Genomic DNA, 11,600 nt, shown 5'->3' with positions numbered 1-11,600 from the left:
ACTGGCAGGGCGAGCTGGTCTACGAGCTGGGGTGGAAGGTGCTGCCCGAGTTCCAGGGCCGTGGCCTGGCCGGGCGCGCGCTGGCCCGGACGCTGGCGCACGCCGCCGCCCAGGACCGGATCCGCTGGGGTCACGCCTTCCCGCGCGTCGACAACGCGGCGTCCAACGCGCTCTGCCGCCGGTCCGGTTTCGCGTTGCGCGGCGAGGTGGACTTCGAGTTCCCTCCGGGCAATCCACTGCGCTGCCACGACTGGCGCCGCGATCTGACGACGGTGGACGGTGCGGCGGGTGGGTGAATCACCGGCCGGCCCGCCGTACTCACCGGGGGTCGTCCCCTCGCGGGGGATGGCCTGCCGGATCGATGGTGTTTACGGTGATTGAGCGCTGAACGAGCGCTTTCATCGCCTGCGCCGTTGGAGTCCGCCATGTCCGTATTCCGCGCAGCTGCCAGCGACCCTGCCCATCGTCCGCCCGACGCCGCACATCCCGCTTCGCCCGGGCACCGGGTGCCGCACCAGCGCGCCCCGGAACCGGGTTATCCGGACGGCCCCACCGAACCGCTCGGCCCGGCGCACCCCTCCGCCCCGGCCCACCCCTCCGCCTCGGCCCACTCCTCCGCCCCGGTCGAGCCGGAGCGCAAGCCGGCCGAGCCGGAACGCAGAACGGCCGGGACCAGGCGGCCGCGCCGGGGCGGGGTGATCGTCGCGGTGCTGTTCAGCCTGCTCGCCCTCCTGGTGTCCGGGGCCGGCGGCTGGTTCTCCTGGCGTGCCCTGGAAGCGACCCGGGCCCTCACCACGCCGCCGCAGTTCCTGACACCGGTGGCTTCGGAACCGGTCCGGACCCGGCCGCCGCAGCCGGCGCAGTATCCGGTCGCGTACGCCAAGGAGCCGCTTCGGTTGCAGGTGCCGTGCGCCGCCGTGCTGCACATCGATCTGGACGAGCCCCGGGCCGACGCGGCCGAGGTGCTCGCCGATCTCCGGTACGACGGCGGCTGCGGTACCCGTCCACCGCGGATCGGCCTGGGCGTGGGGGCGGCCGGTGCGAGCCGGCAGGTGACTGCCGACGCCGGCGCGGCCGACTGTGACCGGGCGATCCGGACCGGCCCGCTCGGGCGCGGCCCGGAGGTGGAGGTCAGGGCGGGCACGGCACTGTGCGTGCTCACCGCGGCGGCCCCGGCCGCACTCGTACTCCTGGAGATCATCGACGTCGGCGGCTCCGGCACCGCCGGCCTGCGTGCCACATCCTGGCAGGTTCCGGGAGGCGGGTGACCGGCCCGTGGCACGCGGCGCGGGGCGCTCCTGACAGAATGTCGGGTGCGCCCCGCGAACTCTGTCAGGACGCGAAACCCTGTTAGGAGACGTTCCCGTGATCCGTACCCATGACGCCGGCACTCTGCGCGCGAGCGACGCCGGCACGACGGTGACGCTTGCCGGGTGGGTCGCGCGCCGGCGCGACCACGGCGGTGTCATCTTCGTCGACCTCCGTGACGCCTCCGGCGTGGTGCAGGTCGTGTTCCGCGAGGAGGACGCGCACGCGCTGCGCAACGAGTTCTGCGTGAAGGTGGTGGGCGAGGTCAACGCCCGCCCGGCCGGTAACGAGAACCCGGACCTGGCGACCGGTGAGATCGAGGTGGTCGCCAGCGAGCTGACCGTCCTCTCCGAGGCGGCCCCGCTGCCGCTGCCGGTCGACGACACGATCACCGCCTCCGACGACCTGCGCCTGAAGTACCGCTACCTGGACCTGCGCCGCTCCGGTCCGGCGAAGGCGCTGCGCCTGCGCAGCCGCGCCAACCAGATCGCCCGCGAGGTGCTGCACGCCCGCGACTTCAACGAGATCGAGACGCCGACGCTGACGCGCTCGACGCCGGAGGGTGCCCGCGACTTCCTGGTCCCGGTCCGCCTCCAGCCCGGCACCTGGTATGCGCTGCCGCAGTCCCCGCAGCTGTTCAAGCAGCTCCTGATGGTCGGCGGCCTGGAGCGCTACTACCAGATCGCCCGCTGCTACCGCGACGAGGACTTCCGCGCCGACCGGCAGCCGGAGTTCACCCAGCTCGACATCGAGATGTCGTTCGTCACGCAAGAGGACATCATCGAGCTGGGCGAGGAGATCGTCTCCCGCTTGTGGAGCGAGCTGGCCGACTACCAGGTGCAGCTGCCGATCCCGCGGATCACCTGGACCGACGCGATGAACCGGTACGGGTCGGACAAGCCCGACCTGCGCTACGGCGTGGAGCTGGTCGAGCTGACCGACTACCTGCGCGGTACCGCGTTCCGGGTGTTCGCCGGCGCGATCGACGCCGGTGGCTACGTCGGTGCGGTGGTCATGCCGGGCGGGGCCGCGCAGACGCGTAAGGAGCTGGACGGCTGGCAGGACTGGGCGAAGGCCCGGGGCGCCCGCGGCCTGGCCTACGTGGTCCTCGACGCGGAGACCGGCGAGCCGAAGGGCCCGGTCGCGAAGAACCTGTCGGCGGAGCACCTGTCCGGGCTGGCCGACCAGGTCGGTGCGAAGCCGGGTGACGCGGTCTTCTTCGCCGCGGCCAACGAGCGCCGGGAGGCGCAGGAGCTGCTGGGCGCGGCCCGGATCGAGATCGCCAAGCGGGCGAAGCTGATCGACGAGTCGTCGTGGGCGTTCTGCTGGGTGGTCGACGCGCCGATGTTCGAGAAGACGGACGAGGGCGGCTGGACCGCCGTGCACCACCCGTTCACCTCGCCGAACGAGGAGTGGATCGACACGTTCGAGTCGGCTCCGGACAAGGCGCTGGCGTACGCGTACGACATCGTCGTGAACGGCAACGAGATCGGTGGCGGCTCGGTCCGTATCCACCGCGCCGACGTGCAGAGCCGGGTGTTCGACCTGCTGGGCATCACGCCGGAGGAGGCCGCGGACAAGTTCGGCTTCCTGCTGGAGGCGTTCAAGTACGGCCCGCCGCCGCACGCCGGTATCGCTCTGGGCTGGGACCGCACGTGCATGCTGCTCAGCGGTAACGAATCGATCCGTGAGGTCATCGCGTTCCCCAAGACGCGGGGCGGTTTCGACCCGCTGACCACCGCGCCGACCCCGATCACCGCGCAGCAGCGCCTGGAGGCCGGTATCGACGCGAAACCGAAGGCCGCGGCGGGCACGCCGGGGACCGACGGCCAGGCGGCGCCGGTGCAGCACTCCAACTAGTAAGACCACGAGGCCGGCGGCTGGGGGACACCCCGGCCGCCGGTTTTTTCATGCTCGAATCTATGCAAAGAACTTGTGCACAGATTCTGTGCACAGTTACTGTGGATCCATGGCCAACGATGAGTCTATGACCGAGGTGCATCTGAGCGCCCGGCAGATCCGGGTGCTCGCCCACCCCTTACGGATCCGCCTGCTCGGAAGGCTGCGGTTGGACGGCCCGGCGACCGCCACCCGCCTCGCCGAGGCCCTCGACACCAACACCGGTGCCACCAGCTATCACCTGCGCCAGCTCGCCGACGCCGGGCTGGTCACCGAGGAGGACCGGCCGGGCAGCGGCCGGCAGCGCTTCTGGCGGGCCCTGCACCAGCTGTCCAGTTGGCAGCGCAGCGACTACCCCGGCGATCCGGATGCGGCCGCCGCCGTCGACTGGCTCGAGTCGTACCAGTTGAATCAGATGGTCCGGCGGGTCGAGGCCTGGCGCCTGGTCGCGCCGTCCGAGTCGCAGGAGTGGCGTGACGTCGCCGGCCTGGGCGACTACGTCCTCACCATGGCGCCGGAGCAGCTGCGGGACATGCAGGCCGACCTCGAGGAGCTGATCGAGCGGCACCGCGCCCGGGCGCTGGCCGACCCGCGGCCGGATGCACGCCAGGTGCTGTTCTTCTACGGCGGCATGCCGTTCGCGGGGGAGGAGCAGTGACGGCCGCCCAAATCCGCTCCCGCTACCTGATCCTGCTCGCGCTGCGCTGGCTCCCGGTCGGGCTGCTCATCCCGGTCCTCGTGCTGCTGCCGCTGGAGCGCGGGCTCACCGTCGCCCAGATCGGCTCCGCGGTCGCCGTCCAGGGCATCGTCGTCCTGCTGCTGGAGCTGCCGACCGGCGGACTCGCCGACGCGATCGGGCGGCGGCCGGTGCTGCTCATCGCCGGCGTCGTCAACCTGGCCGGGCTGACCCTGCTCGCGGTCCACGACTCGGTCCTGATGCTCGCGGCTGCCTACCTGCTGCAGGGCGTCTACCGGGCGCTCGACAGCGGGCCGCTGGAGTCGTGGTTCGTCGACCAGGCCCTCGCCGTCGACCCGGAGGCCGACATCGAGACCGGCCTGAGCCGGGGTGAGGTGGCATGCAGCCTGGCGATCTCGGGGGCGGCCCTCGCCAGTGGTGGCCTGGTCTGGCTCGGGGCGCTCGACCTCGGGCCGCTCGGGCGGGTGAGCGCGCTGACCGTACCCGTGCTGCTCGCTCTTGCTCTGAGCCTGCTCAGCACGATCGCCGTGGCGCTGCTGATGGCCGAGGACCGCCCCGCTCGCGGAAAGGCCGCGTTCGTGGTCTCGCTGCGCGGTGTGCCCGTGGCGATCGGCTCGGCGCTCAGCCTGGCCCGCCGTTCCCGGGTGGTGCAGGCGCTGGTCGGCGTCGAATTCCTGTGGAGTTTCGGCATGGTCACCTTCGAGAAGCTGATGCCGGTGCGGCTCAGTGAGGTGACGAGCGCGGCAGGTCCGTTGCTGGGGCCGGTCAGTTCGGTCGCCTGGGGCGCGTCGGCGGCCGGCGCCGCGCTGGTGCCGCTGCTCGTCCGCCGGGTCGGCGCGCAGTGGGCCGGGTTCACGATGCGTATCGCGCAGGGCCTCACGATCGTCGGCATGGGCCTGTTCGCCGGACCGGTCGGAGTGATCGGCGCGTTCCTGCTCTGCTACGCGGTGCACGGCGCGGCCAACCCGGTGCACTCCGGGCTGCTGCACCGGCAGGCCGAGGGGTCCTACCGGGCGAGCCTGCTCTCGCTCAACTCGATGGTCGCCGCACCGGGCTTCTCGATCGGCGCCGTCGTGCTCACCGCGGTCGCCGTGCAGAGCAGTACATCGACGGCCATCGTCATCGGTGCGGTCGTGCTCGCCCTCGCGGCTCCGCTCTATCTGGTGAAATCGACGACCGTGTTTCGGGAGCCCTCCCAGTCGGGTATCAGCTAGCCACTGGCTCTCTGACACCCCCGGAGGAACCGATGCTCGCCATCGCCGCCGCCGTAGTCTTCGGCATCTACCTGCTCGCTGATCTGTTCGACACCAACTTCGGCGCCCCCGACCTGTTCAACTTCTCGACCATGGCCTCGCTCGGCCTGCTCCTGCTCGCCCTCTACCTGGCGGGCGTCGGCAGCGGGCCGCGCGCCAGCTCCGGCACCGGCTCCGGCCGCCGTTTCTACGGCCGTCGTCCCGGCCGCGGCTGACCCCGTCGGCCCTCCGGCCACTCCGGCCCGCCCTTCCCCCGGGGCGGGCCGGAGGCATTTTCCGACACTCTCGGTGAGGCTGTCGTTGCTGCTCGAAGGTTATCCACAGGACGGAAGGCAGCGTTTCGGATCGGCTCCGCAGGGCCGGTACTGTCGGTTGTGATGGAAACGGACGGGCTCTTCTCTCTCGCATCGCCGGACGCACGGGCAGCGGATCCGGCCGGCGCCGTGACCGCCGGCTTCGGCCGTCCGGCCGGCGACGCGCCGTTGCCGGTGCGGATGCGGCCCGTGTCCCTCGACGAGCTGATCGGCCAGGAGCACCTGCTCGCTCCCGGCGCCCCGCTGCGCCAGCTGGTCACCGGTGCCAGCCCGATGTCGGTGATCCTGTGGGGCCCACCCGGCACCGGCAAGACCACCATCGCGCACCTGGTGGCCAACGCCACCGACCGCAAGTTCGTCGCCATGTCCGCCCTCACCGCCGGGGTCAAGGACGTGCGCGCCGTCATCGACACGGCCCGCCGCGAGCGGCGTTACGGCGGCCCGCCGACGGTGCTGTTCATCGACGAGGTGCACCGCTTCAGCAAGACCCAGCAGGACTCGCTGCTCGCCGCCGTCGAGGACCGGACGGTCACCCTGCTCGCGGCGACCACCGAGAACCCGTACTTCTCGGTCATCTCGCCCCTGCTCTCCCGCTGTGTCCTGCTCACCCTTCAGTCCCTCGGCGAGGACCACGTCCGCGGCCTCCTCCGGCGCGCGACCACCGACGAGCGCGGCCTGGGCGGCGCCGTCACCCTCACCACAGAGGCCGAAGACCATTTGGTACGGCTGGCGAACGGCGACGTCCGCAAAGCCCTGACCGCCCTCGAAGCCGCGGCCGGCTCGGCGCTCGCCCAGGACGTCACCGAGATCGATCTCGCCACCGCGGAGAAGGCCGTCGACGTGGCCGCGGTCCGCTACGACCGTGACGGCGACGCCCACTACGACGTGATCAGCGCGTTCATCAAGAGCATGCGCGGCAGCGACCCCGACGCGGCCCTGCACTACCTGGCCCGGATGCTCGTCGCCGGCGAGGACCCACGGTTCATCGCCCGCCGCATCGTCATCTTCGCCAGTGAGGACGTCGGCATGGCCGACCCGCAGGCGCTGCTCGTGGCGACCGCCGCCGCCCAGGCCGTGCAGAATGTGGGGCTGCCCGAGGCCGGGCTCAATCTCGCCCACGCCGTCGTGCACCTGGCCACCGCGCCCAAGTCCAACAGTGTCACCGTGGCCCTCGGCGAGGCGATGGCCGACGTCCGTGCCGGCCGCGGCGGCGCGGTGCCGCCCCACCTGCGCGACGCGCACTATCCCGGCTCGCGAGGTCTCGGCCACGGCCGCGGCTACCGCTACCCGCACGACGATCCACGCGGTGTGGTCCGCCAGCAGTACGTCCCCGACGATCTCGTCGGAACCGACTACTATCGGCCGACCGATCATGGCGCCGAACGCGCGGTCGGTGAACGGGTGCCGCGACTTCGCCGGATCGTGCGAGGCCTCGGCCCCACGACGCGGACCCCGGCGAACCCGCCGGTCACCACTTCGGCGAGCACGGCGGACCGCGCGGCGGGTGGTGCTCGGCCGACTAATGAGTCACAGTCTTCGGCGGACTCGGAACCGGTCGTCCCGGTCGCGGACGCGGCGGGGAACGGTCCGGTTGCGGAGGCTACCGGGAACGCTGCGGCTGCGGAGGTTACCGAGAACGGCACGGCTGCGGTGGTTACCGGAAACGGTGCGGCCGTGGAGGTTGCCGGGAACGGCACGGCTGCGGAGGTTGCCGGGAACGGTGCGGCCGTGGAGGTTACCGGGAACGGTGCGGCTGCGCCTGCCGGGGGAGGCCTGGTTGCGGATGCTGCCGGCGATGGTCCGGATGCACATGCCGCCGGGAACGGTCCGGTGGCGACTGCCTCCGGGCGCGGTCCGGTTGCTACTGCCCCAGGGGAGGGCCCGGTTGCGGAGGTAGCCGGGAGTGGTGCCGGCGCCGTCGTGGTGGCCGGGAGTGGAACGGCCACGGGTGACGCCGAGGGCAGCAGTGACGACAGCGGCGATAGTGCCGGGAAGGAACAGCGGTGACAGGGCGGGGTGCCGAACGACCCGACGACGAAGCCGGCCAGGGCGGTAAGAACCGCCGGCGCTTCGGGCGTGGTGGCGGCCGTGCCGAGCAGCCGGCCGTTCCCCAGGAGGTCCCGCGCGAGGAGACCGGCTGGCTCGACGACCTGCGCACGGCCAAGGAGGAAGCCGCGGCGATCGGGCCCGGCATCCGTCCCGGAGAAGCCCGGACCAGCAAGTCCGGGCGGATGGCCCCCGGCCCGGACGAGGATCCCGACGACGACTTCGGGTTCCCGGGCGATGCCGATGACGCGTACCCGGCCGACGATCCGGCCGCCGGGGACGGCCCCGCAGGAAGGCAGGCGCCGCCGGGACAACGGTCCGGCCCGGTGCCGCGAGCCGCTCAGGTCTCGCCGGGTGCTATGCCGCCCGGTGGTGTTCCGCCTGGCTCGGCTCCGTCCGGATCCTTCCCGCCCGGTGCTCATTCGGCCGGTGCTGTTCCGCCCGGCGCCCGTGCGGCCGGCGCTGTTCCCCCTGGTGCCCGTGCGGCCGGTGCTGTGCCGCCCGGCGCCCGTGGGGCCGGTGCTGTTCCTTCCGGTGCCTATCCGCCCGGTGCTCATGCGGCCGGTGCTGTTCCGCCAGGTCTTCCGCCCGGTGCTGCTCCGGCCGGGCAGGTTCCGCCGGGGCGTGGTGGGCAGCAGCGGCCCGGTCCGGGTAACCCCGGGCAGGCTGGTCCTGGGCAGGCTGGCCCCGCACAGCGGCCGGGCGGTGTGCCGCCGCGGCAGGCGTCGGCCGGTCCGATTCCGCCGGGTTCGGTTCCGCCGGGTCAGATGCCGGCGGGGCCGGTCAGCCCGGGTCAGATGCCGCCCGGTGGTCTTCCGGCCGGGCAGGTGCCGTTCGACCAGCAGCAGGGCCGCGGCCGGCGTGGACCGGGTCCCGCTGGACAGCGGCCACCCGGTGGGTCGCAGGGCGCTCTTCCGCCCGGTGTTCTTCCCCCGGGTGCTCTTGCGCCGGGTGCTCTTGCGCCTGGTGCTCTTGCGCCTGGTACTCCTCCGCCCGGTCAGATGCCGCCCGGTCAAGGCGGGCACGGTCAAGGCGTGCCCGGTCAGAGTGTTCCCGGGCAGGCTGTTCCTGGTCGGGGTGTTCCTGGTCAGATGCCTTCTGGTGCCGTTCCGGGTCAGATGCCGCCGGGCGCTCGCCGGGGTGGTCCCCCACAGGGTGGCCGCGCTCCGGTCGGCCCGGAGGCGGGTGGTGGACGCCGACCGATCACGCCGGACCCGTCCGGGCAGATGTTCCCCGGCCAGTCGCCGTCGGGTGGGCCGGCGGTGCCACCGTCCGGCAACGCACCCGAGATTCCGATGAACCGGACCGCACCGCCCGGCGTGCGGCCGGTCTCGCCGGGGGCACGGTCTGCTGGATCCGGAGTCCGTCCGGTGTCGCCGGGAGCACCCGCGCGGGACCGTTTCCGCCCGTCGGACCCGGTGTCACCCGGCCGCCCCGACGGTATCCATCAGACGGGCCCGATCCCTGCCGGCTACGACGCCGTGCACCAGTCCGGGGCCATCCCGAACGTCTACGACCAGTCCGGCCCGATCCCCAGCGGTTACGACGCTGTTCACCAGTCGGGTCCGCTTCCGGGCGGCCGTGACGGTGTTCACCAGTCGGGTCCTATCCCGGGCCGCCGTGACGGTGTTCACCAGTCGGGTCCGCTTCCGGGTGGGCGTGACGATGTTCATCAGTCCGGTCCGATCCCGAGCGGTTATGACGCCGTGCATCAGTCGGGTCCGATCCCGAGCGGTTATGACGCCGTGCACCAGTCGGGGCCGATCCCGACTGGTTATGACGCCGTGCATCAGTCCGGGGCCATCCCGAACGTCTACGAGCAGGGCGATCGGGGTGCTTCCGGCACCTATGGCGCCGCGGCGGGGCCCGGGCGGCCCGGTCCGGACGGCGAACGTCCCGGGCGGGCACGAGCCCGTCGGGCCCCGGTCGAGGAAGGCACCGCCGAGGGACCGACCGGGCGGCACTCCGGTCGTGGTGTACCACCCGGCCATGTCGCTGAGGGCGACCCCGCCCACCGTCCGGGACATGCCGCGTCGGCCGATCCCGGCAACGAGCGGCCCGGTCGGCACGGTTCTCCGGACGGCGCGTTGCGGTCCGGCAGCGGTTCCCACGCTTTCGTTCAGACCGGCACCGACAGCGGTTCGCACGGGTTCGTGGAGGCCGGCACGGACACCGGCTCGCACAGGTTCGTGCAGACCGGTACGGACACCGGTTCGCACGGGTTCGTGCAGACCGGTACGGACACCGGCTCGCACAGGTTCGTGGAGCCCGGAGGCGACACCGGCACCCAGAACGTCGTTCGCCGTGGCCCGCAGAGCCGGCCCGGAGCCGAAGGCCTCACCAGGAGCGAGGAACGCCGCCGCCGTAACGCGCATCAGGGTGCCGACCCCGACGAGCCCGAAGCCGGGGGTTTCACCGGAACCCCGGACGTGCCGGGTCCGCGTCGCATCGGCCCTGGTGACGGGCGGCCGGTGCGAGGCGCGGCCGTGGTCCCGCCGGTCGTACCGGGCCGTCAGGGTGCCCGCACCCCGGTGGTTCCGGGCCGTGCCGGCGCGATGGCCGACAGCACCTCCGGGGTGATTCCGCGTCCCGGCCGGGGCCCGCGTGGACCGCAGCCCGGCGAGGATCGTGGCACGGGCGCCGTGGCCGTTCCCGAGCAGGCAGGGCCCGGCAGGCGTCCGGCCCGCGCCGATGCTCCGGGTGGCTTCTCCGCCGAGTCCGAGGAGCACACCGGCCGGCACAGCGGCCTGCGACCCGACAACACCGGCCCGGTACGCGGGGGCGCCCCGGCGCTTCCGCCGGGCACCGGCCCCACATCGGCGATGGGCGCTGCCGCACCCGGCCGTGCCGCGGTCGGCCCGTCCGGTCCCGGTGGTGGGCCGGAGGGCGGCCCCCGAGGGGGAGCCCGCGTACCCGGGCAGGGTCCGGCACGAGGTCAGGGTCCCGCACGAGGTGGTGCCGCGGTTCCCGGCCGGCCCCCGTCCGGCCCGGACGGGATGCCCCCGGCGGCGATGGGTGCGGCTGCGGGCGCGGCGGGCGCTGTCGCCCCGGGCCGCGGACGCGCCGGTGCCCCGGGACGTGGCCAGACTGATCCGGACGGTGGCCCGACGGGCATGCCGCCTCGTGGCATGGGCGGACCGGATGGTGGCCGGCCAGGCAGGGGAGGCCCGGACGGTGGACGTCCGGGTGCGCCCGGACCTGCCGGCGGCCCGCCCGGTCCGGGTGGGCCCGAGGGCGGACGGCCGGGTCTGGCCGGACCGGAGGACAGACGTCCCGGCATGGGCGGAGCCCATGGGGATCCGCGTGGCGGGCCGGTGGGCGCGGACGGCGAGGCACGCCACGGCATGCCCGGAGCCGACGGCGACCCACGTCACGGTATGGCGGGTCCCGACGGCGGGCCCACCGGATCGCGCCGTCGTGGTGGCGGGCCCTCGGGTCTGCCCGCGCGTGGCCCGGACGGCGGCCCGTCCCGAGCGATCGGCGCACCCGGTCGCGGCGGCCCGGACGGTGATCAGGTCACCGCCATGGGCGCTGGCCCCGGCGGCCCGGGCGGTGAGCCCTCGGGCCTGCCCGGCCGCGGCCCGAACGCCCCGGGGCGTGCTGTGGGCGGCCCCGGTCGCGCGACAGGCCCCGACAGCCCGTCGCGGGCATCCGGTGGCGCCGCTGTTCCCGGCCGTGGTCCGGACGGGTTCGACGGCCCTTCACGGGCAATGGGTGGTGCTGCGGTTCCCGGTCGTGGTCCGGCGGGTTCGGACGGCGCTGACGGTCCGTCGCGGGCGATGGGCGGCGCAACTGTGCCCGGCCGTGGTCCGGCGGGGCCGGATGGTCCGTCGCGGGCGATGGGCGGGGCGGCTGTTCCCGGTCGTGGTCCGGCAGGGCCGGACGGTGCTGACGGTCCGTCGCGGGCGATGGGCGGTGCAACCGTGCCCGGCCGTGGGCCCGGCGATGGCCTGGCCCCCGGTGGACCGGGAGCGGGCCCCAACGGTCAGGGTGCTGCCCGTGGTGGCGCGGCTGTGCCGGGTCGCGGTGGGCCCGGCTCCGACGGTGGGCCGGCAGCCGGTTCGGTGACCGGAGCCGTGGGTG

At 73.6% G+C, this 11,600-nt stretch carries 7 protein-coding genes and 1 pseudogene; all 8 read left to right on the top strand.

The features are described from left to right. Positions 1-11 precede the first annotated feature (11 nt). Positions 12-296 (top strand): annotated as a pseudogene (locus tag BC793_RS04220) (GNAT family N-acetyltransferase); the annotation flags it as partial. Between the two features lie 129 nt (positions 297-425). Then, a complete protein-coding gene (locus BC793_RS04215; RefSeq protein ID WP_146246186.1) occupies positions 426-1,268 on the top strand; it encodes a serine/threonine-protein kinase in 843 nt (280 codons plus the stop codon). Positions 1,269-1,365: 97 nt separating this feature from the next. Next, entirely contained in the window at positions 1,366-3,168 is a 1,803-nt protein-coding gene (aspS, locus tag BC793_RS04210; protein ID WP_109589367.1) for an aspartate--tRNA ligase, read from the top strand. A gap of 127 nt (positions 3,169-3,295) precedes the next feature. Continuing rightward, entirely contained in the window at positions 3,296-3,865 is a 570-nt protein-coding gene (locus BC793_RS04205; protein ID WP_239170140.1) for a helix-turn-helix domain-containing protein, read from the top strand. Next, on the top strand, positions 3,862-5,118 hold the full coding sequence (locus tag BC793_RS04200; RefSeq protein ID WP_109589363.1) for an MFS transporter: 1,257 nt from the start codon (positions 3,862-3,864) through the stop codon (positions 5,116-5,118). Before BC793_RS04205 ends, BC793_RS04200 begins: the two co-directional genes overlap by 4 nt. A gap of 32 nt (positions 5,119-5,150) precedes the next feature. Continuing rightward, the gene (locus BC793_RS04195) at positions 5,151-5,372 is read left to right on the top strand and encodes a hypothetical protein (protein WP_109589361.1); all 222 of its coding nucleotides are present in this window, start codon (positions 5,151-5,153) and stop codon (positions 5,370-5,372) included. 162 nt (positions 5,373-5,534) lie between these two features. After that, positions 5,535-7,478 carry a replication-associated recombination protein A gene (locus BC793_RS04190; protein ID WP_239170141.1) on the top strand — a complete coding sequence of 648 codons (1,944 nt, stop codon included), beginning with the start codon at positions 5,535-5,537 and terminating at the stop codon, positions 7,476-7,478. A 3,330-nt stretch (positions 7,479-10,808) separates the two neighbouring features. Further along, positions 10,809-11,585: a hypothetical protein gene (locus BC793_RS48705; protein WP_146246185.1), complete on the top strand. Its 777-nt coding sequence runs from the start codon at positions 10,809-10,811 to the stop codon at positions 11,583-11,585. The last annotated feature ends 15 nt before the right edge of the window (positions 11,586-11,600 follow it).

This window comes from Actinoplanes xinjiangensis (assembly GCF_003148685.1).
GTDB lineage: Bacteria > Actinomycetota > Actinomycetes > Mycobacteriales > Micromonosporaceae > Actinoplanes > Actinoplanes xinjiangensis.
Note: the sequence above shows the minus strand (reverse complement) of the source record. Positions and strands in the feature narration are given on the sequence as shown.

Coding starts and splice junctions, on each gene's coding strand:
- BC793_RS04215 (WP_146246186.1), top strand. CDS start 426: ATGTCCGTATTCCGCGCAGCTGCCAGCGACCCTGCCCATCGTCCGCCC.
- BC793_RS04205 (WP_239170140.1), top strand. CDS start 3,296: ATGACCGAGGTGCATCTGAGCGCCCGGCAGATCCGGGTGCTCGCCCAC.
- BC793_RS04195 (WP_109589361.1), top strand. CDS start 5,151: ATGCTCGCCATCGCCGCCGCCGTAGTCTTCGGCATCTACCTGCTCGCT.
- BC793_RS04190 (WP_239170141.1), top strand. CDS start 5,535: ATGGAAACGGACGGGCTCTTCTCTCTCGCATCGCCGGACGCACGGGCA.
- BC793_RS48705 (WP_146246185.1), top strand. CDS start 10,809: ATGGGGATCCGCGTGGCGGGCCGGTGGGCGCGGACGGCGAGGCACGCC.